23 protein-coding genes are annotated in these 22,148 nt (G+C 74.3%); 9 read left to right on the top strand and 14 right to left on the bottom strand.

The features are described 5' to 3' along the window. The first annotated feature begins 24 nt into the window (after window positions 1-24). On the top strand, window positions 25-630 hold the full coding sequence (locus tag JQX11_RS18230; protein ID WP_204926156.1) for a dTMP kinase: 606 nt from the start codon (window positions 25-27) through the stop codon (window positions 628-630). A 27-nt stretch (window positions 631-657) separates the two neighbouring features. On the opposite strand, the gene JQX11_RS18225 is transcribed toward JQX11_RS18230, so the two are convergent. The 4 genes from JQX11_RS18225 to JQX11_RS18210 all read right to left on the bottom strand — a co-directional run bounded on the left by JQX11_RS18225 (window position 658) and on the right by JQX11_RS18210 (window position 5,610). After that, window positions 658-2,823 carry a transglycosylase domain-containing protein gene (locus JQX11_RS18225; protein ID WP_443673945.1) on the bottom strand — a complete coding sequence of 722 codons (2,166 nt, stop codon included), beginning with the start codon at window positions 2,821-2,823 and terminating at the stop codon, window positions 658-660. A gap of 234 nt (window positions 2,824-3,057) precedes the next feature. Continuing rightward, entirely contained in the window at window positions 3,058-3,819 is a 762-nt protein-coding gene (locus tag JQX11_RS18220) for a hypothetical protein (RefSeq protein WP_204926154.1), read from the bottom strand. A gap of 206 nt (window positions 3,820-4,025) precedes the next feature. Next, a complete protein-coding gene (locus tag JQX11_RS18215; RefSeq protein WP_204926153.1) occupies window positions 4,026-5,132 on the bottom strand; it encodes an SPFH domain-containing protein in 1,107 nt (368 codons plus the stop codon). Between the two features lie 4 nt (window positions 5,133-5,136). Then, the gene (locus tag JQX11_RS18210) at window positions 5,137-5,610 is read right to left on the bottom strand and encodes an NfeD family protein (protein WP_204926152.1); all 474 of its coding nucleotides are present in this window, start codon (window positions 5,608-5,610) and stop codon (window positions 5,137-5,139) included. 94 nt (window positions 5,611-5,704) lie between these two features. Between JQX11_RS18210 and JQX11_RS18205 the strand changes: the two genes are divergently transcribed. After that, the gene (locus JQX11_RS18205) at window positions 5,705-7,018 is read left to right on the top strand and encodes a serine hydrolase domain-containing protein (protein ID WP_204926151.1); all 1,314 of its coding nucleotides are present in this window, start codon (window positions 5,705-5,707) and stop codon (window positions 7,016-7,018) included. A gap of 32 nt (window positions 7,019-7,050) precedes the next feature. Here the strand turns inward: JQX11_RS18205 and JQX11_RS18200 are convergent, their stop codons facing one another. Beyond that, window positions 7,051-7,863, bottom strand: a complete 813-nt coding sequence (locus tag JQX11_RS18200; protein ID WP_204926150.1) for a DUF3097 domain-containing protein — start codon at window positions 7,861-7,863, stop codon at window positions 7,051-7,053. Between the two features lie 231 nt (window positions 7,864-8,094). On the opposite strand from JQX11_RS18200, the gene JQX11_RS18195 reads away from it, so the two are divergent. After that, window positions 8,095-8,889 (top strand): Rv1486c family protein, encoded by a 795-nt coding sequence (locus JQX11_RS18195; protein WP_204926149.1) that lies wholly within the window; start codon window positions 8,095-8,097, stop codon window positions 8,887-8,889. A gap of 36 nt (window positions 8,890-8,925) precedes the next feature. Here JQX11_RS18195 and JQX11_RS18190 read toward each other — a convergent pair whose 3' ends face one another. The 4 genes from JQX11_RS18190 to fabG all read right to left on the bottom strand — a co-directional run bounded on the left by JQX11_RS18190 (window position 8,926) and on the right by fabG (window position 12,370). Beyond that, the gene (locus tag JQX11_RS18190) at window positions 8,926-9,705 is read right to left on the bottom strand and encodes an HAD-IIA family hydrolase (protein ID WP_088645665.1); all 780 of its coding nucleotides are present in this window, start codon (window positions 9,703-9,705) and stop codon (window positions 8,926-8,928) included. A 42-nt stretch (window positions 9,706-9,747) separates the two neighbouring features. Next, window positions 9,748-10,779, bottom strand: coding sequence for a ferrochelatase (locus JQX11_RS18185; RefSeq protein WP_204926148.1), 1,032 nt, complete (start codon window positions 10,777-10,779; stop codon window positions 9,748-9,750). Between the two features lie 95 nt (window positions 10,780-10,874). Next, window positions 10,875-11,642 carry an enoyl-ACP reductase FabI gene (fabI, locus tag JQX11_RS18180; RefSeq protein WP_204926147.1) on the bottom strand — a complete coding sequence of 256 codons (768 nt, stop codon included), beginning with the start codon at window positions 11,640-11,642 and terminating at the stop codon, window positions 10,875-10,877. Between the two features lie 23 nt (window positions 11,643-11,665). Beyond that, window positions 11,666-12,370 carry a beta-ketoacyl-ACP reductase gene (gene fabG, locus JQX11_RS18175; RefSeq protein WP_204926146.1) on the bottom strand — a complete coding sequence of 235 codons (705 nt, stop codon included), beginning with the start codon at window positions 12,368-12,370 and terminating at the stop codon, window positions 11,666-11,668. A 448-nt stretch (window positions 12,371-12,818) separates the two neighbouring features. Here fabG and JQX11_RS18170 point away from each other — a divergent pair, with 448 nt between their 5' ends. Continuing rightward, a complete protein-coding gene (locus JQX11_RS18170) occupies window positions 12,819-12,974 on the top strand; it encodes a hypothetical protein (RefSeq protein WP_204926256.1) in 156 nt (51 codons plus the stop codon). A 120-nt stretch (window positions 12,975-13,094) separates the two neighbouring features. Here JQX11_RS18170 and JQX11_RS18165 read toward each other — a convergent pair whose 3' ends face one another. Genes JQX11_RS18165 through JQX11_RS18155 form a run of 3 tightly spaced genes read right to left on the bottom strand, consistent with a single transcriptional unit; the run spans window position 13,095 to window position 16,140 of the window. Continuing rightward, window positions 13,095-14,045, bottom strand: coding sequence for a VWA domain-containing protein (locus JQX11_RS18165; protein WP_204926145.1), 951 nt, complete (start codon window positions 14,043-14,045; stop codon window positions 13,095-13,097). Beyond that, on the bottom strand, window positions 14,042-15,052 hold the full coding sequence (locus JQX11_RS18160) for a DUF58 domain-containing protein (protein WP_204926238.1): 1,011 nt from the start codon (window positions 15,050-15,052) through the stop codon (window positions 14,042-14,044). The genes JQX11_RS18165 and JQX11_RS18160 overlap by 4 nt, the downstream gene beginning before the upstream one ends. After that, window positions 15,031-16,140, bottom strand: a complete 1,110-nt coding sequence (locus tag JQX11_RS18155) for an AAA family ATPase (RefSeq protein ID WP_204926144.1) — start codon at window positions 16,138-16,140, stop codon at window positions 15,031-15,033. Before JQX11_RS18155 ends, JQX11_RS18160 begins: the two co-directional genes overlap by 22 nt. Window positions 16,141-16,437: 297 nt before the next feature. Between JQX11_RS18155 and JQX11_RS18150 the strand changes: the two genes are divergently transcribed. The 3 genes from JQX11_RS18150 to JQX11_RS18140 are packed head-to-tail and all read left to right on the top strand — an operon-like array spanning window position 16,438 to window position 18,637. Then, a complete protein-coding gene (locus tag JQX11_RS18150; RefSeq protein ID WP_204926143.1) occupies window positions 16,438-16,668 on the top strand; it encodes a hypothetical protein in 231 nt (76 codons plus the stop codon). Next, window positions 16,665-17,183 (top strand): PH domain-containing protein, encoded by a 519-nt coding sequence (locus JQX11_RS18145; RefSeq protein WP_307826231.1) that lies wholly within the window; start codon window positions 16,665-16,667, stop codon window positions 17,181-17,183. The genes JQX11_RS18150 and JQX11_RS18145 overlap by 4 nt, the downstream gene beginning before the upstream one ends. Further along, window positions 17,180-18,637 (top strand): PH domain-containing protein, encoded by a 1,458-nt coding sequence (locus JQX11_RS18140; RefSeq protein ID WP_204926142.1) that lies wholly within the window; start codon window positions 17,180-17,182, stop codon window positions 18,635-18,637. Before JQX11_RS18145 ends, JQX11_RS18140 begins: the two co-directional genes overlap by 4 nt. Here JQX11_RS18140 and JQX11_RS18135 read toward each other — a convergent pair whose 3' ends face one another. Then, a complete protein-coding gene (locus tag JQX11_RS18135) occupies window positions 18,638-19,669 on the bottom strand; it encodes a phosphatase PAP2 family protein (RefSeq protein ID WP_204926141.1) in 1,032 nt (343 codons plus the stop codon). Window positions 19,670-19,792: 123 nt separating this feature from the next. Here JQX11_RS18135 and JQX11_RS18130 point away from each other — a divergent pair, with 123 nt between their 5' ends. Continuing rightward, complete coding sequence (locus tag JQX11_RS18130) at window positions 19,793-20,197, top strand: thioesterase family protein (protein WP_204926140.1); 405 nt, start codon at window positions 19,793-19,795, stop codon at window positions 20,195-20,197. Beyond that, on the top strand, window positions 20,194-21,024 hold the full coding sequence (locus tag JQX11_RS18125; RefSeq protein ID WP_204926139.1) for an MBL fold metallo-hydrolase: 831 nt from the start codon (window positions 20,194-20,196) through the stop codon (window positions 21,022-21,024). The genes JQX11_RS18130 and JQX11_RS18125 overlap by 4 nt, the downstream gene beginning before the upstream one ends. Before the next feature lie 91 nt (window positions 21,025-21,115). Here JQX11_RS18125 and JQX11_RS18120 read toward each other — a convergent pair whose 3' ends face one another. Then, window positions 21,116-22,048 (bottom strand): carbohydrate kinase family protein, encoded by a 933-nt coding sequence (locus JQX11_RS18120; protein WP_204926138.1) that lies wholly within the window; start codon window positions 22,046-22,048, stop codon window positions 21,116-21,118. Between the last annotated feature and the right edge of the window lie 100 nt (window positions 22,049-22,148).

Here is a 22,148-nt window from a genome sequence, read left to right as displayed (position 1 = left end):
CCCGGGAGGGCTAGCGTGCCCGGGGTGCGACGATCGACGATGGTGGCGCTGGTGGGCGTGGACGGGTCCGGCAAGTCGACCCAGGCCAGGGCGCTGGCCCGGCGGCTGACCTCGGCGGGCGTGCCGGCGGTCTACCTGGAGAACGCCGGCGGCCGGCCACTGTGGAACCGTCTGGCGCAGGCGGTGGGCCGCCGCGACGGCGTGCACCTGTTCGGCCGGCGCTGCTATCCGCTACTGGAGGCGACGGTGCGCTGGCTGGCGCTGGCCCGCGCGGTGGCGGTCACCCGGCTGACCGGGCGGGTCGGGGTGATGGACCGTTGGACCTGGTGCCAGTACGTGATCATGCGGGCCCGGGGTGACCGGGGCGTCCGGCTGGTCCGCGCCGCATACGCCGTCTTCCCGAAGCCCGACCTGGTCTGCTTCCTGGCGGTCACCCCGGAGCTGGCCCGGCAGCGGGTGCTGACCCGGGGCATCGACACCGAGGAGTTGGCGCACCTGACCGCGCTGGACGCCGGCTACCGGGCGCTGGCCGGATTCGCCGACTTCACCGTGATCGACGGCGACGCCGACCCGACGACGGTGGCCGCCGCCCTGGACCGGGCGGTCACCCCCGTCACCACCCGGCGGTAGGCGGACGCGGGGCCGGGCGACAGTGGGTCAGCCCCGGCGGTTCTGCAGCCAGCGGAGCAGGTCCAGGGGGAGGTTCTGGTCCTCCCGCTCCGGGGCCCGGGGGGTCGGGCGGGGCGCGGGACGCTGCGGGTTGCCGGCGAGTTCCCGGCTGGGGGCGGTGAAGTCCCGTACCGGCAGGCCGTCGACCGCGGTACGGATGGTCCGGGCCACCGCGGTGATCACCTCACCCTGCACGGCCGCGCCGACCGCGTCGCTCGGGTCGTCGGGGTTGGCGGCGATGCCCGCGACCGCCACCTGCGGGGTGAACCCGACGAAGGTCTCGGTGGCGTTCTGCTCCGAGCTGCCGGTCTTGCCGGCCACCGGGCGGCCCACGATCCCGTCCACCCCACCGGCGGTGCTGCCGTTGCACTGCCCGTACGCCGACTGCTGCCCGACCGGGCAGCGGGCCGCGTCGGTGGCCGCCCGCGCCACGTCCGCCGACAGCACCTGCCTGCAGGCCGGCTGACCGACCGGCACGGTCGAACCGTCCGGGCCGGTCACCGACACCACAGGCGTCGGCGCGCAGTACGTCCCCTCGGCGGCCACCGTCGCGTAGGCGTTGGCCAGGTCGAGCGGGGTGGTCGCGGACACCCCAAGGGTGAACGCCCCCCAGTTGTCGGCGTCGTGCGCGGCGAGGTCGGCGTCGGTCCGGGCCCGGAAGGTGATCCCGAGACGCTGCGCCATCTCCACCACCTTGGCCGGGCCGACCTGCTCCTCCAGCCAGACGAAGTAGGTGTTCACCGAGCGGCCGAAGCCGTCCCACATCATCCGGTAGCCGTCCATCCGCGCCGGGTTGGCGTTCGCCGGGCACCACCTGCCGCCACAGGAGGCCTCCCCCTCGGCGGGGAACCGGGTGGTCAGCCGGCTCGGCGAGTCGAACCCGGTGGACAGGGTACGACCGTTCTCCAGCGCGGCCAGCATGGTGAACAGCTTGAACGTCGAGCCGGCCTGGTAGCCGGTGATGCTGCCGCCGCCGGAGACCAGCGGGTTGACGGTCTGCCCGTCGCCCACCCCGTACTCCCGGTTGACGGCCAGGGCGAGCACCCGGCCGGTGCCGGGCTCGACGGCGGCGATCGGCAGCGCGCGGGCGTCGTCGGCGGGGTAGACCTTGCGGGCCTCGGCGGCGGCGGTGGCCTGGACGTCCGGGTCGAGGGAGGTGACCACCCGGTAGCCGCCCCGGCGCAGCGCCTGCTCCCGCTCCTGCGCGGTCGCCCCGAAGGCGGGCTGCTCCAGCCACCAGCGGCGCAGGTAGTCGCAGAAGAAGCCCGCGTCGGCGGTCACCGTGGCGGTGCAGCCGTTGGGCTGGGCCGTGGGGTGCAGGATCAGTTTCTCGGCGCGGGCCGCGTCGGCCTGGGCGGCGGTGATCGCGCCGGTGGCGACCATCGAGTCGAGCACGTACCCGCGCCGCTTCAGGGCCGCGTCCCGGTCCCCGTCGATCGGGCTGTACTCGTCGGGCGACTGGACCAGGCCGGCGAGCAGCGCCGACTCGGCGAGCGTCAGGTCGGCCGGCGCCTTGCCGAAGTAGCGCTGGCTGGCGGCGGCGACCCCGTACGCGCCGGAGCCGAAGTAGGCGATGTTGAGGTAGCGGTTGAGGATCTCGTCCTTGCTGAGCGTCTTCTCCAGCTCGGTCGCGTACCGGATCTCCTGGAGCTTGCGCCCCACGGTCTGCTCGGTGGCCGCCTCCCGCTCCTCGGCGGTCCGGCTGGGGTCGCTCTTGAGCACGTTGCGCACGTACTGCATGGTCAGCGTGGAGCCGCCCTGGGCGGTGCCGCCGCCGGTGACGTTGGCGACCAGGGCCCGCGCCATGCCGCGCAGGTCGGCCCCGCCGTGGGAGTAGAAGCGGCGGTCCTCGGCGGCGACGATCGCCTGCCGCAGCGTCGGGGCGATCTCGGCCAGCGGCACGTCGGTGCGGTTGACGTCGTAGAACGTGGTGAGCAGCGTCCTACCGTCGTTGGCGTAGAGGTAGGAGCGCTGCGGGGTGGCCGGGGTGCGCAGCGCCGCCGGCAGGTCGTCGAACGCCCCGAGCACCGCCCTGGTGGCGAGTCCCGCGAGCAGGTTGCCCGGCAGCGCGGCGACCGCGAGGACCAGGCCGGCCAGCAGGCCGGCGAGCAGCACGGTGAGCAGCCGCGTCAGCGGCGTCCGGGGTGAGGACATGCGGGTAAGCATTGCCACCGCGCGGACCAGCAGCCCACTCCGGCACCCGATTGTCAGGTAACTCACCGTGACCTGCCAGCGACTTCCCCGTCCGGATGCCCTGTCGTCCCCGTCCGTCCGGTCCATCCCGTCTCTCCCCCCGGCTCGGTGATCAAGAGGTTTGGCCGCGTCCCGTCCGGATTCCTGACCGAAAGCTCTTGATCACCGGGGCGGGAGGGTGGTGGGGAGGGAGGGTCAGGGGGTGGTGACGCTGGCGGTGGCGGCGTCGCGGGCGACGGTGGCCGGGACGAGCCGACCGGAGCGGTAGCCGATGCCGATGCCGGCGACCAGCACGAGGATCGCTCCGAAGGTCTGCAGCGGGCCGAACAGCGCGCCGCCGAGGCCGAGCAGGGGTGCGGCGATCATCAGCATCGCCCCGTCGCCGATCGCGAACGCCCCGGACCGGGCCACCGCCCAGCCGATGAGCAGCCAACCCACGGTGTAACAGGTGGCGCCGAGCAGCACCAGCGTCCGGGCGGTGGTGCCGAAGACGGGGGTCGACGCGGCCAGGCCGGCGAAGGGCAGCATCAGCACCGTACCGCCGATGCTGGTCAGCAACCCGGCCACCGCGCCCCGCCGGCTGCGGGTGGCCGCGAGCAGGCCGGTGAGCGCGAGCAGGGCGAGCAGACCCAGCCAGATCGCCGCCACCCAGCCGAGCAGGTAGAGCGGCTGACCGTCGGCCGGGTAGGGGTCGTTGCCGACCCCGCCGTCGCTGGCCATCGCCACCGTGCCGGTCAGCACCGCGTAGGCGGGCAGCAGCCAGACCGCGGCGCGGGCGAGCCGGCGCAGCGACCAGGCCCAACTGGCGTCGGTGGCCGGCGCGGCCGGTCCGGGGTCGCCGACGAAGGGCAGCACCCCGAAGCCGCCGCCGGTGCGCCGGGTGCCCAGCGGCCCGGCCGGGTCGTGTGCACCGGGAACAGGGGTACGGGAGAACAGCCGCTGCGCCGGGTCCTTCATGCCTCACCTCGTCCGCTCCGCCGGGCGTCGCCGGCTACCTGCACGGGCGGGCCGCGGGGCCGACCCGTCTGCGGCGACGGGTGACACGGAACGCACCGACGCCCCGGGCCTGACCACCACCCGTCCCTCAGGACCGATCGTGGCAGGCGCCGGGGCGTCGGATGAGTGTTTCTCACATTTGCCGCCCGGGGTGGGCGGCGGCGGGGTCAGGCCCGTTCGCGCTGGTCGGCCGGGTCGGTGACCAGGCTGGCCGGGGAGACCGGCTCGGGGGCCGGCAGCCCCTTCGGCACGTTGCCGCCGGTGGCCTGCGCCTCGGCGACGCGTACCTCGTCGTGGATCTGCTGGGCGGCGCTCGCCGCCGCCTCGGCCGCCTCGGCGGCCTCCCGCTCGACCTCGCTGGCGGTGTGCTTCGCCTCGGGGGCCGGCTCGTCGCCGACCATCCGGCTCAGCCCGCCCAGCGCGCCGCCCATGCCCTCCAGCGCCTTGGTCAGCTCGGCCGGGACGATCCAGACCTTGTTGGCCGTGCCGTTGGCGATCTGCGGCAGCGCCTGGAGGTACTGGTAGGCCAGCACCTTCTGGCTCGGGTTGGCGGTGTGGATCGCGTCGAAGACCGTCCGGATCGCCTTGGCCTGCCCCTCGGCCTGGAGGATCCGGGCCTGCCGGTCACCGTCGGCGCGCAACACCGCGGACTGCTTCTCGCCCTCGGCGGTGAGGATCTGCGACTGCTTGTGCCCCTCGGCGGTCAGGATCGCCGCCCGGCGGTCCCGCTCGGCGCGCATCTGCTTCTCCATCGAGTCGCGGATGCTCGCCGGCGGCTCGATCGCCTTGATCTCCACCCGGGTGACCTTGATGCCCCACCGGCCGGTGGTCTCGTCGAGCACGCCGGAGAGGTGCCGGTTGATCTCCTCGCGGCTGGTCAGCGCCCGCTCCAGGTCCAGCGAACCGATCACGTTACGCAACGTGGTGACGGTCAACTGTTCGATCGCCTGGATGAAGTTCGCGATCTCGTAGGTGGCCCGGACCGCGTCGACCACCTTGTAGTAGAGAACGGTGTCGATCGACACCACCAGGTTGTCGGAGGTGATCACCGGCTGCGGCGGGAAGCTGACCACCTGCTCGCGCATGTCGACCTTGGTACGCACCGCGTCGACGAACGGGACCAGCAGGTTCAGGCCCGGGTTCAGGGTGCGCTTGTACTTGCCGAGTCGCTCCACCACGTCCTGACGCTGCTGCGGCACGATGCGTACCGCCTTCGCCAACGTCACCACCATGATCAACGCCACGGCCACCAACAGGACCGCTAGAAATTCCATACCGTCACCTTTTCGCTTCCGGCAGCTCGCCGGGGGAGGAAATGTCGTCCTGCCACACCAGGGCGGTGGCGCCCTGGACCTTTATCACCTGCACCCGCGCACCGGGCGCGAAGGTCTGCGTCGCGTCGTACGGACGTGCCGTCCACAACTCGCCGTCGATCTTCACCATGCCCTGTTCGGCATCGACCTGCTCGATCACCAGGGCGGTGGCGCCCTCCAGCGCCTGCACCCCGAACGGCTGCTCGCCACTGTCCATCGACGGCCGCATGTGCCGGCGGATGGTCGGCCGGGCGAGCGCCACCGTCAGCGCCGACACCACGGCGAAGACCACCGCCTGCACGGCGACGGGCGCACCCAGCGCGGCGGCCCCGGCGGCGGCGAACGCGCCGACCGCGAACATGATCAGAAACAGCGTCGTCGTGAAGATCTCGGCGACGGCCAACAGCACACCCAGCACGATCCACACCACGGCGTCCACCCCTCGATCGTGACACGTCCACGCGAATCCACCCACTTCTGGTGATCAGTAAGCTCGGTTCAGGCCCGAACCGACCCCCGCGAAGGAGCTGCTGGTGACCCTGCTCGCCGAGACCGCCCGCCGGATCGACACCCTCGTGGCGCAGACCCAGGCCGCCGGGCGCACCCCCTCGCTGGCGCTCGGGATCGTCCGGGACGGCGCGCTGGTCCACCTGGCCACCGCCGGCGACCACCCGCGCCCCGACGCCGACCTGCAGTACCGGCTCGGCTCGATCACCAAGACCATGACCGCCACGCTGGTCATGCGGGAACGCGACGCCGGCCGGCTCACCCTGGACGACCCGCTGGAGCGGCACCTGCCGGGCACCGCCGTCGGCGGGCTCACCCTGCGCCAGCTCCTCGGCCACGCCAGCGGCCTGCAGCGCGAGCCCGACGGCCCGTGGTGGGAACGTACCGGGGGCACCGACCTGGCCACCCTGGTCGCCGGCGTGACCACGGACAAGGTCGGCTACCCCGCCTGGCGCGGCTACCACTACTCCAACCTGGCGTACGGCCTGCTCGGCGGGGTGCTGGAACGGGTCACCGGGACACCCTGGGCGCGACTGCTCACCGAGCGCGTCCTCGACCCGCTGGGGCTGCGCCGCACCACCTACCGCGCCACCGAGCCGTACGCCCGGGGGTACGTGGTGCACCCGTGGCACGACACGCTGCGGGAGGAGCCGCGTACCGACACCGGGGCGATGGCCCCCGCCGGGCAGCTCTGGTCGACGGTCACCGACCTCGCCCGCTGGGCGGCGTTCCTGGCCGACCCCACCGACGAGGTGCTGGCCGCCGACACCCTCACCGAGATGTGCACCCCGGTGATGCTCAACGACCTGGACTCCTGGCGCGGCGGGCACGGGCTGGGACTGGAGCTGTACCGCGACGGCGACCGGGTGTACGTGGGCCACGGCGGCTCGATGCCCGGCTACGTCGCCGCGCTGACCGTGCACCGGCCCAGCCGGACCGCCGTGGTCGGCTTCGCCAACTCATATGGTTTCCGCACCGGGCACATCGGCGGGCTGTCCCGGCAACTGCTCACCCTGGTCCTGGACGCCGAACCGACCCCGGTCGTGCCCTGGCGTCCGGCCGCCGCCCCGCCCCCGGCGGAACTGGCCGAGCTGACCGGCCGCTGGTGGTGGATGGGCATCGAGTACGAGGTCCGGGCCGACCCGGCCGGCGACCTGTGGGCCGGCCGGCCCGGCGAGCCGACGCTGCGGTTCACCCGGACCGGACCGGACCGCTGGCGGGGCCGCTCCGGCGAGGAGGACAGCGAGGTCCTCGCCGTGCTGCGCGACCCGGACGGGCGGGCGGTGGGCCTGGACATCGGCACCTTCGTCTTCACCCGTACCCCCGACCAGGAGCCCTGACCGCCCCGCCGGGGCCGGGCCGGCCGTGGGTGTCAGTCGGGTTCGGTGACGAAGTCGATCAGGCGTTCCATCGCGTTGATCAGCGGGGTCTCCACGTCGGCGAAGCTGTCCACCCGGGACAGGATGCGCCGCCACAGCTCGGCCGGCTCGGCCACCCCGAGGGCCGCGCAGACGCCCTCCTTCCACGGCCGGCCCGGCGGCACCACCGGCCAGGCCCGGATGCCCACCGCGGCCGGCTTGACCGCCTGCCACACGTCCACGTACGGGTGACCGGTGACCAGCACGTGCGGGGAGTTCACCCGGGCCACGATCCGGCTCTCCTTGGAGCCGGGCACCAGGTGGTCGACGAGCACCCCGAGCCGGCGGCCGGGGCCGGGAGCGAAGTCGCGTACCTCGGCGTCGAGGGCGTCGATGCCGTCCAGCGGCTCCACCACCACGCCCTCGATCCGCAGGTCGTCGCCCCAGATCCGCTCCACCAGGGCGGCGTCGTGCACGCCTTCCACCCAGATCCGGCTGGCCTTGGCCACCCGTGCCCGTACGTCGGCCACGGCGATCGACCCGGAGGCGGTCCGGCGGCGGGCGGCGGGCACCGGGGCACGGGCCGGCCGGCGCAGGGTCACCGGTTCCCCGTCGAGCAGGAACGCGGCGGGCAGCAGCGGGAAGACCCGCCGCCGGCCGTGCCGGTCCTCCAGCACCACCGCCGACGCCTCGAACCCGACCACCGCGCCGCAGAACCCCGAGTCGGCGTCCTCCACCACGAGATCCGGTTCGGCGTCGACCTCGGGGGTGACCTTCCGTCGCCGCCAGTCGCCCGCCAGCACGTCCTCGCCGTATCGCCCCGCCATGTCGAGCACGCTAGTCTCCGTCGCGCCCCGGCACCTCCCGACGCGCCCGCCCGATCCGACACGCCGGCCGTCCGGCCACCGTCCCGCCCGGCCGCGCACCCCGCCGGGCGCGTGTCCGCGCCGCAGCGGGCCGTGCCCGCATGGCCCGCCACCTGCGGCGGCGGGCGGACCGGACAGCCGACGATCCGGCAGTCGAGACAGGGGCGGCGGGGAGCACGTACCCTTTTCGGCATGTCCTCCCCCGCAACGGGCGCGGCCACCATGGCCGCGCGCCGGTCGAGCCGTTTCGTGGCCTGGGTACGCGCCTGGCGGGCCGGCCTCGTGCCCTTCGACGAGGTCGCCGAGTCGGTCGCCGGCGACGAGGAGCACCTGGTCGCCGACGCGCCGGGCACCTGGCGGGACGTGCCGCTACGTGAGGCCCTGCCGGCGCTGGCCAAGCTCTCCCCCGACGAGATCCGGTTGGTGCTGCCCGCGCCGGGCGACCCCCGGGGGCTGCCCGGTCCGGGTGACTTCGCCGGGGCGGCGCTGCTGGCCGGGGAGGCCGTGGTGGCCGGTGCGCTCGGGCTGATCCCCGAGGTACGCAGCCACACCTCCGGCTCCGGGATGACCTGGGAGACGGTGCTGTGGCGGGTCTACCCGCTGCCGGCCGACGCGGCGAGGGCGTCGCTGACCGCGCCGGGGGCCGCCGAGGCGGAGGCGGAACTCGCCACCGCGCTGGCCGAGTCCACCGCCGCGTTGACCCGGCTCGACGTGGCCCAGTGGCGGCCCGAGCTGGCCGGGGCGCTCGCCGCGCTGCGTCGCCCGGACGGCGCGACCGACCTGCCCCCCGGGTTCGACCCGCGTTCCCGGCGGCTGTTCGCCCGCGCCGCCGTGCTCGACCGGGTGCTCGCGCTGGCCGGGGAGAGCGCGCCCGGCGGGGCGATCAACAACCATGAGGCGCAGCAGCGCGACGCGGCGCTGCGCCCACTCACCACCGCCTGCCGGCAGGCGCTGGTCGCCGCCTGCAACGCCCCGCTGCGCCCCTGAGCCCGCCCGCACCGGCTCCGTCGGGCCGGTACAGGGTCAGATCTCGTCGATCAGGTCGAGCACCGAGTCGACGATGCGCGACGGCCGGTACGGGTAGCGTTCCGTCTCGGCCCGGGTGCTGATCCCGGTGAGCACCAGGATCGTCTCCAGCCCCGCCTCCAGGCCGCACAGGATGTCGGTGTCCATCCGGTCGCCGATCATCGCGGTGCTCTCCGAGTGGGCGTTGATGGTGTTCAACGCCGAGCGCATCATCATCGGGTTGGGCTTGCCGACGAAGTACGGCTCCACCCCGGTCGCCTTCGAGATCATCGCGGCGACCGACCCGGCGGCGGGCAGCGCGCCCTCCACCGACGGGCCGGTGACGTCCGGGTTGGTGCAGATGAACCGCGCCCCGTCGTTGATCAGCCGGACCGCCTTGGTGATCGCCTCGAAGCTGTAGGTGCGGGTCTCCCCCAGCACCACGTAGTCCGGGGCGAAGTCGGTCAGCACGTAACCGACGGCGTGCAGCGCGGTGGTCAGCCCCGCTTCCCCGATCACGTACGCGGTGCCGCCCGGCCGCTGGTCGGCGAGGAACTGGGCGGTGGCCAGCGCCGCCGTCCAGATCGCCTCCTCGGGCACCTCGAACCCCATCCGGGTCAGCCGGGCCTGGAGGTCGCGCGGGGTGTAGATGGAGTTGTTGGTGAGCACCAGGAAGGGCTTGCCGGAGGACCGGAGCCGGTTGACGAACTCCGGCGCGCCGGGCACCGGCTGGCCCTCGTGCACCAGCACGCCGTCCATGTCGGTGAGCCAGCTCTGCACCGGCTTGCGGTCAAGCATCTGTCGTCCCAAGGGGGTGTCGGGGAGGGCGGGTCGTCGGCATCAGGGGCGGCGGGCGGCCGGCACGCAGCACGGGGTCGGGCAGGTGTCCCACATCGGCAGCTCACCGAGGCGGCGACGGGTCGCCGGCCCGTCGGGCGTGGTGCGTTCGGCCACCAGTTCGCGCACCATCGCCACGAACCTCGGGTCGGTGCCGGGGGTGCCCGCCCGGACGAAGTCCAGGCCGAGCTGCTTGGCCGTCTCGGACGCCTCGGTGTCGAGGTCCCAGACCACCTCCAGGTGGTCCGAGACGAACCCGATCGGGCTGACCACCACACCGGTCACCCCCTGCCCGGCGAGGGCGGTCAGGTGGTCGTTGACGTCCGGCTCCAGCCAGGGCACCTGCGGCGGGCCGGAGCGGCTCTGCCAGACCAGGTCGTAGGGCAGGTCGGGTGCGGCGGCGGCGTGCACCAGGCGGGCGGTCTCCGCCAGCTGCGCGGTGTACCGGCCGCCGTGCGGGCCGGCGGTGGCCGCCGCCGAGGTGGGGATGGAGTGCGCGGTGAAGACCAGCCGGGTGGTGTCCCGCCGGGCCGGGTCGAGCTGGGCCAGCGCCGAGCGCACCGCGTCGGCGTGCGGCTCGACGAAGCCCGGGTGGTCCCAGAACTGGCGCAGCTTGTCGATCACCGGGGCGTCCGGGCCGACGGCGGCCCGCGCGGCGGCGATGTCCTCCTGGTACTGCCGGCACGACGAGTAGCCGCCGTACGCGCTGGTGACGAACGCCAGCGCCCGGGTGATCCCGTCGTCGCGCATCCGCGCCACGGTGTCGGCGAGCATCGGGTCCCAGTTCCGGTTGCCCCAGTAGACGGGCAGGTCGACGTCGTGCGCGGCGAGGTCGGCCCGGATCGCGGCGAGCAGCTCGCGGCACTGCTGGTTGATCGGGGAGACCCCGCCGAAGTGCAGGTAGTGCTCGGCGACCTCGGCCAGCCGCTCGGGCGGCACCCCCCGCCCCCGGGTCACGTTCTCCAGGAAGGGCAGCACGTCCTCGGGCCGCTCCGGGCCACCGAAGGAGACCAGCACCAATGCGTCGTACGACATGGGGTCATTCTCCCCCGCGGTCGGCGACGGCCTGACGACGGCCCCTGGTCCCGCAGGTTACGCCGGGGCCCCGGTCCGGGGCCCCCGCGTGCGGCTCAGGCGCCCAGGGCGTGGTAACCGCCGTCGACGTGGACGATCTCGCCGGTGGTGGCCGGGAACCAGTCCGACATCAGGGCCAGGCAGGCGCGGGCGGCCGGCTCCTGGTCGGTGAGGCTCCAGCCGAGCGGGGCCCGCTCGGTCCACGCCTGCTCGAACTGCTCGAAGCCGGGGATGGACTTCGCGGCCATCGTGCGCAGCGGCCCGGCGGCGACCAGGTTGCTGCGGATGCCCTTCTTGCCCAGGTGCAGCGCGAGGTAGCGGGAGGCGGACTCCAGCCCGGCCTTGGCCACCCCCATCCAGTCGTAGACCGGCCACGCCTTGGTGGCGTCGAAGGTCAGCCCGACCACCGAGCCGCCCGGCGACATCAGCGGCAGCGCCGCCATGGCCAGCGACTTGTAGGAGTACGTGGAGACGTGCAGCGCGGTCGCCACGTCCTCCCAGGAGGCGTCGAGGAAGCCGCCGCCGAGGCAGCTCTGCGGGGCGAAGCCGATCGAGTGGACCACCCCGTCGAGGCCGTCGACGTGCTCGCGTACCTGGTCGGCCAGGCCGGCGAGCTGCTCCGGGCTGGTCACGTCCAGCTCGATGATCGGCGCCGGCTGGGGCAGCCGCCGGGCGATCCGCTCGACCAGCGAGAGTCGACCGTAGCCGGTGAGCACGACCTGGGCGCCGTTGTCCTGGGCGAGCTTCGCCACCGAGAAGGCGATCGAGGCGTCGGTGATGACGCCGGTGACGAGCAGCCGCTTACCGGCGAGCAGTCCTGACATGTGTTGGCTTCCTCCGTACGTTCTCAGTGACCCATGCCGAGGCCGCCGTCGACCGGGATGACGGCACCGGAGATGTAGCCGGCGGCGTCCGAGGCGAGCCAGGTGACCACCCCGGCGACCTCGTCCGGCGCGGCGAACCGCCCGGCCGGGATGACCTTGCGGTACTCGGTACGGCGCTCCTCGGGCAGGGCGGCGGTCATCTCGGTGTCGATGAAGCCCGGGGCGACCACGTTCGCGGTGATGTTGCGGCTGCCCAGCTCCCGGGTGATCGACCGGGCCACCCCCACCAGGCCGGCCTTGCTGGCCGCATAGTTGACCTGGCCGGCGCCGCCGTAGAGCCCGATCACCGACGAGATGAAGATCATCCGGCCGAACTTGGCCCGGAGCATCTTGGACGAGGCCCGCTTGGCGCAGCGGAACGCGCCGGTGAGGTTGGTGTCGAGCACCCCGGTGAACTGCTCCTCGGACATCCGCATCAGCAGCGTGTCGTCGGTGATGCCGGCGTTGGCGACCAGCACCTCGACCGGGCCCAGCTCGGCCTCGACGGCGGTGAACGCGGCGTCGACCGAGGCGCTGTCGGTGACGTCGCACCGGACGCCGAACACTCCCTCCGGCGCGTCGCCGCTGCGGTGCGTGACCGCGACCCGGTCGCCCTGCTTGGCGAACGCCTGGGCGATGGCCAGTCCGATTCCCCGGTTGCCGCCGGTCACCAGCACGGTGCGGGCCACGGGTCCCCCTTCGGTTCCGCTGATCATTCCGGTCGGAGCCTAGGCGTTACCGGCAGGTAACCGCTAACAGCGCGCCACCGGGCCTGGCGCGGCGGCCGGGAGGAATCGCGGCGCGACCACCCTCCGGGAGCGGCCGGACACCGTCCGGGGCGGGACGGCCGAATGCGCGGTGCGGGTGCCCCCGTTGTACGATGATCAGCGTCCGCGAGCCGAATGCGACTCGCGTTTTGGCCCCGCCGACCGCAGGAGGTGATCGCTGTGCGAGATAGCGATCCTCCCAGTCGTGGCCGGGCCGTCCGTCAGCCCCGCTGAGCCACGACTCAGTCGGTCGAGCTGACCCAGCTCCCGCTCCCCGTCACCGCCCGCCTGCGGCCCCGGCCGACAGAACGGTAGGTGGTGCCGTCCCGCGCCGGGACGCCCCCGTGGAGCACCCCGGTCACGACTTCGTGTGCGCGCCCTGATCAACCCCTGCGGTCCCGCCCGCCCGTGGACCGTCCAGTCGCCACCGGAGCCGTTCATGAGCCGCTACGTCGCCCCGTTGGGCTTCACCCTCGCCGCCGTCTGGGTGGCCGTCGTGTTCGTGCTGGCCGGCGGCGGTCACTGAGACCGCCGCGCCGACCCGCGCGCCCCGCACCGGCGACCACCGCCGGGACGCCCCGGACCCGGATCACCGCCGGGACGTCCCGGGGTGCGGGCACCGCACCCCGGGACGTCCCGGCCGACCTCAGAGCATCCGGGACGTCCAGAGCAGGCTCAGCCCGCCCGCGCAGAGCGCCAGCAGCAGCGCCGCCCCCGCGTACCACTGGGTGATCTCGCGGGGCTCGGTGCGGAACCCGATCGACGAACCCATGTCCTGGTAGACCTGCTTCAGCTCGGCCACCGAGGCCGCCTCGTAGAAGAAGCCCTCGGTGGTCTCGGCGAGCTGGGCCAACGCCAGCCGGTCCACCGGCACCCGCTGCAACTGACCACCGATGTCGACCTGCCCCGAGTCCGTGCCGAACGCGATGGTCGAGACCGGCACGTTCGCCGCCTGCGCCGCCGCCGCGGCCTCCTCCACCGACCGGCCCGAGGTGCGGAACCCGTCGGAGAGCAGCACGATCCGGGCCGGCGGGATACCGGCCGCGCCGTCGGCCGGCACCGACCGGATCGCCTCCAGGCAGGTGAAGACCGCCTCGCCGGTGGCGGTCGCCTCGGCCAGGGTCAGCCCGTCGATCGCCGCCGTCACCGCAGCCCGGTCCTTGGTGGGCGCCACCAGCACGTTCGCCGCCTTGGCGAAGGAGACCAGCCCCAGGTTGTAGCTGGCCGGCAGCTCGCCGACGAACTGCTTGGCCGCCTCCTGCGCCGCCTCCAACCGGTTCGGCGACACGTCGTCGGCCTGCATCGACAACGACACGTCGATGGCGAGCATCACGGTGGCCCGCTCCAGCGGCTCCTCGGTGTCGATCGCCGGGCGGGCCATCCCGGTGGCCAGCGCCACCATCGCCAGCAGCAGCGCGGTCGCCGCCGCGTGCCGTCGCCACCCCAACCCCTTCGGCGCGAGGGTACGCAGCAGGTCCACGTTGGTGAACCGCATCGCGTACGCCCGGCGGTGGCGCTGCCGCCAGACGTAGGCGGCGGCCAGGACCAGCACCGGCACCAGGGCCAGCAGCCACCACGGTTGCATGAAACGGATCATCGCGTCGTCCCCCGGGTGCGGGCGTGCCGCTGGGCGGCCACGAATCGCACCATGTCCAGCAGCCAGTCTCGGTCGGTACGCAGCATCAGGTGCCCGGCCCCGGCGGCCCGCAGCTCGGTGGCGATCGCGCCGCGCTGGGCGGCGGCCGCCTCGGCGTAGCGGCGGCGCAGTCGCGGATCGGCGGTCTGCACCTCGTGCAGTTCCCCGGTCTCCGGGTCCACCACCGGCAGCACCCCCACGTCGGGCAACTCCAGCTCGCGCGGGTCGACCACCTCGATGGCCAGCACGTCGTGCCGGACCCGCAGCTTACGCAGCGGCCGGCCCCACTGCTCGGGCGGCGCGAGGAAGTCCGAGATCACCACCGCCAGGCCCCGGCGGCGCGGCGGCCGGTTGAGCAGGTCCACCAGCGCGCCGAGGTCGCCGCGTCCGGGGCGCAGCGGGGTGTACGCCACCGCGCGCAGCAGCGCCTGCGCCTCCCGCCGGCCGGACCGGGCCGGCACCCGGGTCAGCACCCCGGGCCCGGTGGGCTCCGGTGGCGGGGCGGAGCGCCACCGACGGGTGGGCGGGGCCGGCGGCGGGGCCCCGGTGCCGATCACCGCGCCGATCCGGTTGCCGCCGCGCACCGTGAGGTGGGTCAACGCGGCCGTCGCGGCGACCACCACGTCCCGCTTGAGCCACCGGCCGGTGCCGAAGTCCAGGCTCGCCGACAGGTCCACCGCCAGCCAGGTCTCCAACTCCCGGTCGGCCACCGTACGCCGCACGTGCGGGGTGGTGGTGCGGGCGGTCACCGGCCAGTCCATCCGGCGTACGTCGTCGCCGGGTCGGTACTCGCGGGACTCCCCCGCCTCGCTGCCCGGACCGGGCAGCAGGCCCGCGTAGTCGCCCTGGAGCAGCCCGTCGAGTTTGCGGGTCACCAGCAGTTGCAGGCGGGACAGCACCGCCTCGGTCCGCTCCCCACCGGCGTCGGCCGGGCGTACCGGTGCGGTCACGGGTGCTGCCCGGGCCAGCCGGCGGCCGGCGGGCCGCTGACCGGCGGCGGCCCGGACGCCTGCTGCCGGGGCGCGACCGAGGGCGGCGGGATGGTCGACATCACCCGGTGCACCACGTGGTCGGCGGGCACGTCGTCGGCGAGCGCGTCATAGCTGAGCACCAGCCGGTGCCGCAGGATGTCCGGCGCGATGTCCTGGACGTCCTGGGGCAGCGCGTAGTCCCGGCCGCGCAGCAGGGCCAGCGCCCGGGTGGCCCGGATCAGGCCGAGCGAGGCACGCGGGCTGGCCCCGTACTGGATCAGCCGGGCCACGTCGGGCATCCCGTGCTCGGCCGGGCTGCGGGTGGCCAGCACCAGCCGTACCGCGTAGTCGACCAGGGCGTTGTGCACGAAGACCTGGTCGGCCTTGCGTTGCAGGGCGAGCAGGTCGTCGGTGTCGAACACCTGCGCCGGCTCGGGCGCGGCGACCCCCATCCGGTAGACGATCTCCCGCTCCTCGGCGTCGGTCGGATACCCGACGACGATCTTCATCAGGAAACGGTCCCGCTGCGCCTCCGGCAGCGGATAGACGCCCTCCTGCTCGATCGGGTTCTGGGTCGCCATCACCAGGAACGGGTCGGGCACCCGGTGGCTCTGACCGCCGATCGACACCTGCCGCTCGCTCATCACCTCCAGCAGCGCCGACTGCACCTTGGCCGGGGCCCGGTTGATCTCGTCGGCGAGCAGGAAGTTCACGAAGACCGGGCCCAGCTCGACGTCGAACTTCTCACTCGACTGCCGGTAGATCCGGGTGCCCATGATGTCGGCCGGCACCAGGTCCGGGGTGAACTGCACCCGGGCGAACTGCCCGCCCACCACCCGGGCCATCGTCTCCACGGCGAGGGTCTTGGCCACCCCGGGCACCCCCTCCAGCAGGCAGTGCCCCCGGGCCAGGAGCGCCACGAACATCCGCTCCACCATCCGGTCCTGACCGACGATCACCCGTTTGATCTCGAACAAGGCCCGTTCCAGCAGGGTGGCGTCCTGGGCGGGGGTGGTCACCGCCGCGGGTGTCTCGGGGGCCGTCCCGTTCGGGGTCGGGGCGTCGGGCGTGGTCGGCTGGGCCACCGGTCCTCCACAGCATGTTCGGTCGTCGTGGCGTGGTGCGGTAACAAGACTCGCATGCCCGGCTGAGAGCCGAGGTGGGGAGAACCCGATTTCGGGTACGCCGTCCGGATCACCGAATCGCTGAACGAGGCTGGACACGAAGGGGCCTGCCACGTGTACGATTCACCCCGTCGCCGGGCGGCTCCCCCCGTGGCCGCCCGGCGCTCACCTCTTCTCCGGCCCCGGCTTCTCCGGCCCGGCGCACATCCCCGGTCCCGGCGCACGACCCCGGCCCCGGCGCGCGCCTACACTCCCCTGGTGACCGATCCCACCCCCGCAGGCGAGCCACCCGTCTGTTCGTCCCGGGGCTGCCGCGCGCCCGCCGCGTGGGCACTGCGCTGGAACAATCCCCGGTTGCACGAGCCCGAGCGGCGCAAGACCTGGCTCGCCTGCCCGGCCCACCGGGGCAGCCTCGGCGACTTCCTCGACGCCCGCGGCTTCCTCCGTGACGTCACCGCGCTCCCCGGATCGCATACCCTCGAAGCGTGAACGCTGCCGAGCCACCCCAGTCCCCGGTGAGCGCCCTGGAACCCTGGCCGGACACGGTCCACTGGCAGCCCATCTCGACCGACCTGATCTGGGTCGAACTGCTCCGCCTGGCGATGGGCCTGGCGGTGCTGCTGGTCGGGCTGGCGCTGGGCTGGGCGTTCACCGGGCACTGGCTGTTCGGTGCCGGCTGCGCCGTGGTGCTGCTCGGCGGTGCCTGGCGGGTGGTGACGATCGTCCGCGCCGTGCGCGCCTGGGGGTACGCCGAACGCGCCGACGACCTGCTGGTCCGGCACGGGCTGCTGGTCCGCCGGTTGTCCATCGTGCCGTACTCGCGGATGCAGTTCGTCGACGTCAGCGCGGGCCCGCTGGAACGCGCCTTCGACCTCGCCACCGTGCAGCTGCACACCGCCGCGGCGGCCACCGACGCCCGGGTGCCCGGCCTGCGGCCGGCGGAGGCGGCCCGGCTCCGCGACCGCCTCACCGCCCTCGGTGAGGACCGGGCGGAGGGACTGTGACCGACGGTTCCCCCGGCCCCGGCGCACCCCACCCGACGCCCCCGCACGCCCCGACGGCACCCGACGTCCCGGCGGCTCCGGCTGCCCCGCCGGTGGGGACGGGCGGGCCGGCCGGTGCCGAGCCACGGCAGCGGCTGCACCCGCTGAGCCCGGTGTTGCAGGGGGCGAAGTCCCTGGTCGTGGTGATCGCCGGGCTCTCCTGGTCGACACTGTCCCGGGTCGGCTTCGGCTGGTTCGCGGTGCTGGTGGCGGTGCTCGCCCTGGGCGCGACGGTGCTGGCGGTGGTGAGCTGGTACAACACCGGCTACCACATCGTCGGGCGGGAACTGCGGGTGTACGAGGGGCTGCTGTGGCGGCGGACCCGGGCGATCCCGCTGGAGCGGTTGCAGGCCGTGGAGGTGGTCCGCCCCCTGCTGGCGCAGCTCACCGGCCTGGCCGAGCTGCGCCTGGAGGTGGTCGGCGGCGGCAAGACCGAGGCGCCGCTGGCGTACCTGTCGGTCGCCGACGCGGCCCGGCTACGGCAACGGCTGCTCGCCGTGGCCGCCGGCCTGCCCGACGGGGCGACCACCGGCCCCGGCCCGCAGTCGACAGCCGTCGTGCCGCCGGGCGGGGACGCCGGCGCGCCGGTCGACCGGGAGCCGGCCGGCCGGCCGCTGCACGCGGTGACCAACACCGACCTGCTGGTCAGCCAACTACTCACCCCGCAGGCGTTCCTGCTGCCGGTCGGGGTGGCCTTCGTGGTGGCGCAGTTCCTCTCCGAGGGCTCCTGGTCGTTCATCGCGGTGGCCAGCACCCTGACCGCGATGGCCGGTGTGCTGCTGCAACCGGTCCGCCGGGTCCTCGACGACTGGAACTTCCGGCTGGCCCGCGAGGCCGACCGGCTACGCATCCACAACGGCCTGCTGGAGACCCGGGTGCAGACGGTGCCGCTGGAGCGGGTGCAGACCGTCGGGGTGACCTGGCCGCTGCTCTGGCGGATGAAGGGGTGGCTGCGGCTGCGGCTGGAGGTCGCCGGCTACTCCGGCGGCGAGGCCGACGACCGCAACCGGCCCGACCGGCTGCTGCCCGTCGGTGACCTGACCGTCGGGGCGGCGATCGTCGACGAGGTGCTGCCCGGGGTGGCGCTGACCGCGCTGCCGCTGACGCCCCCGCCGGGCAGGGCCCGCTGGTTGCGCCCGCTCAGCGCCCGGGTGCTCGGCGCGGGCCTGCACGAGCGGGTCTTCGCCGTCCGCTCCGGCCTGCTCACCCGGCAGTTGACGCTGGTGCCGTACGCCCGGATGCAGAGCGTGCGGGTGGTGCAGGGGCCGGCGCAGCGCTGGTTGCGGCTGGCCACCGTGCACGTCGACACGGCCGGCGGGTCGGGGGCCGCCGCGCACGACCGTGACCTGGCGCAGGCGTGGGCGCTCGCCGCGGAGCTGACCGCGCGGGCGCACGCCGCCCGCCGGGCCCGCTGATCAGCGTTCGGCGTTCCCGCTGACGGTGACCGGGGTGGGGGCGGATCCGCCGGGCGGCGGGTCGTCGGCGGGGGCACCGCGCCGGGCGCGGCGGGCCCGCCAGGCCCGCTCGGCCAGCCCGACGACCAGGAACGTCATCCCCACGTACGCCCAGCCGACCAGGACGTCGATGACGTAGTGCTCGCCGCTGTAGACCAACGTGAAGGTCATCGCCAGCGGATAGGCGAGCAGCAGCGGCCACCACCGACGACGGGTCGAACGCAGGAAGAACAGCACCACGAACAGCGCCCAGGCGGTGTGCAGCGACGGCATCGCGGCGACCGGGTTGGAGGCGATCTGCCCGGCGTTGAGCAGGTTGCCCGCGCCGTGCATGCCGAACTCCTTCCACCCCCGGGTGGAGATCCGGGCGACCTCGCTCAGCAGACCGTTCTGCGCCGCCCACCACGGCGGCGCGGCCGGGTAGGCGAAGTAGGTGACCAGGCCCGCCGCGCACAGGAAACCCCAGCGCCGCATGTACGCCGCCCAGCGCTCGCGGCTGCGCAGCCAGAGCACGGCGGCGGCGGCCAGCGTCACCACGAAGTGGGAGAAGTAGACCCAGCTCACCAGCACGTCCCACCAGCGCACGTCGGGCCGGTAGAGGTGCTGCTGGAGCCAGACCGTCGGCACCTCGCCCCCGGTGGCCCAGCCGAACATCACCCGGTCGGCGACGATCAGCTCGTAGGCGTGCGGGGTCCGGCCGTTGTCGGCGAAGCCCCGGGACAGGTTGTAGACGGCCAGCAGCAGCACCACCGGGATCCAGTCCCGGGCGAAGCGCAGGTGACTGCGCCACGGCCGGCCCCAGTTCCAGGCGACGGTGCCCGCCCAGATCCACAGGAAGGCGTACGCCGGGTCGGTCGGCAGGCCGATGGCCAGCCAGGTCACGACGAAGGCGACGGCCCAGACGGACATCGCTGTCACCCGCCGTCGCCCGCCGGCGGACGGGTCGGGGGTGTCGGTCGGGACGGGGGGCGGGGGCTCAGTCACAACGGCCATCGCCGTCAAGGTTAACGGTGGGCGACGCATCGACCACCGCCGACCACCGGTGCGTCGACGGGTGGGTGTCCGGGCCGGCCCGTCGTCCGGTCGGTCCCGGTGACCCCCCACTAGGCTGAGCGGATGCAGGAACAACCGGACGCCCCGTTCCCACCGGGGTTGACCGCCCGGGTCGAACTGACCGTAACCGGGGCCGACACCGCCGCAGCCGTCGGCTCCGGTGACGTGCCGGTGCTGGCCACCCCCCGGGTGCTCGCCCTCGCCGAGGCGGCCACGGTGGCCGCGACGGCCGCCGCGATGCCCGCCGGGAGCACCACGGTCGGGGTCCGGGTGGAGCTCTCGCACCTGGCCGCCACTCCCGTCGGGCGGACGGTGGTGGCGCACGCCCGGCTGGTCGAGGCCGACGGCCGGCGGTTGCTGTTCGCGGTGACGGTGACCGACGGTGACACCACCGTGGCCTCGGGCCGGGTGGAACGGGCGCTCGTCGACCGGCAGCGTTTCGTGGCACGGGCGGTGCGGGCGTCGTGACGTTCCGGTTCACGGCGGTCGCCGACGGGGTCCACGTGCTGCGTGAGCCGCTGCTCGACGTCAACGTCACGCTGGTGGTCGGTGACGGCGCGGCGCTGCTGGTGGACACCCTGTCCACCGCCGGGCAGGCCGCCGCGCTGGCGGACGCCGCGCGGGCGGTCACCCCGTACCCGTGGACGCTTGTCAACACCCACCACCACTTCGACCACTGCTTCGGCAACGCGACGCTCGCCGCCGACCCACCCCGCCCGGTGTACGCCCACGAGGTGGCCGCCGCCGCCCTGCGGGACCGACCGGAGCAGCTGCGCCGGGCGGCGTACGAGGAGATGCGGGCGGAACATCCCACGCTCGCCGCCGAACTGGCCGGGACGACCCTGCTGGCCCCGACGCACACCGTGCACACCGAGACGGTGCTGGACGTCGGGGGCCGGCGGGTGGTGCTGCGGCACCCGGGGCACGGGCACACCGACGCGGATCTGGTGGTGCACGTGCCGGACGCCGACGTGCTGGTCGCCGGGGATCTGGTGGAGCAGTCCGGGCCGCCGGCCTTCGAGGAGTCGTACCCGTTGCAGTGGCCGGACGCGGTGGCCGACCTGCTGCGGATGACCACCCCCGACACGGTGGTGGTGCCGGGCCACGGCACGCCGGTGGACGTGGAGTTCGTCCGGGCCCAGCACGCCCGGCTGGTCGAGCTGGCCTGGCTGATCCGGGCCGCGCACACGGGCGGGGCCCCGCCGGAGCGGGTGGCCGCCGAGTCCCCGTTCGGCGCGCGTCCCGGTCTCGTCGCCGCCCGCCGGGGTTACCGGGAACTCGACGGCACGCCCTGAGCCGCCGGCAGCAGCGGGCGATCCGGACAGGCTGCCACCGCGCCGCGCACGACCGTCGACCCGGTCGCCGCGGTGACCGGGTGGGCCGCGCTCACTCGGCGAAGCGGCGGCGGACCGCGTCCCGGGTGGGCATGGCGACCGCGCCGCCGGGTGACTCGCAGACCAGGCCGGCGACCCGCAGCGCGAACGCCACCCGCCGGTGCCAGTCGGCCGGCGCGGTCGGTTCCCCGTCGGCGAGCAATTCGGCGACGAGCGCGGCCATCACCGAGTCGCCCGCGCCGGTGGCGTCCACCGCGCGTACCTTCGGAGCGGGCACCCGGACCGGGTCGGGACCGGCGGCGACCAGGGCACCGTCCGCGCCGAGGGTCACCACCACCGTGCCCGCGCCCAGCTCCCGCAGGTACGCGGCGACCCCCTCGACCGGCTCGTCGGGCCAGAGCAGGGCGGCGTCGGCGCCGCTGAGCTTCACCAGGTGCGCCGAGGCGGCGAACTCCACCACCACCTGGCGCAGGCCGGCCAGTTCCGCCGGGCCGGACAGCAGCCGGGGCCGGACGTTGGGGTCGAAGACCCGCAGGCCGGGCGCGAGCGACCAGGCCCGCCGGGCGGCGGCGAGCGTCGGGGGGCGCAGCAGCACGATCGAGCCGCAGTAGAGCACGTCCGCGCCCTCGACCAGCGCCACGTCCAGGTCGTCGGCGGTGAGCAGGCCGTACGACGGCGGTTCGCCGTAGAACCGGAAGTCCGGTTCCGCCCCGGTGTGGGTGGTGACGGCCAGCGTGGTGGGTGCGGGCACGGTGACCGCGCCGGTCAGCCCGACCCCGGCGTCGGCCAGGAAGCCGCGGATGCGGCCGGCGAGCACGTCGTCACCGAGGGAGCCGACGAACTCGGCGGTGCCGCCGAGCCGGGCCACCCCGACGGCGACGTTGAGCGGGCCGCCCCCGATCGCCTGCCGGAACACCGGCTGCCCGTCGGACTCGGCGTCCAACAGGTCGATCAGCGCCTCACCGAGCACCACCGCGTACCCCACGTCGCCTCCCAGCGCGTCGTCGTCCGGCTACCAGGCTGGCACAACGGTCCATGCCGATCGGGGCCGGCCGGGCAACCAGATCCCACCCATCGAGCAACGA

Source organism: Micromonospora humida (assembly GCF_016901255.1).
GTDB classification, from domain to species: Bacteria; Actinomycetota; Actinomycetes; order Mycobacteriales; family Micromonosporaceae; genus Micromonospora; species Micromonospora wenchangensis.
The sequence above is the reverse complement of the archived record's forward strand: the minus strand, read 5'-3'. Positions and strand labels throughout refer to the sequence as shown.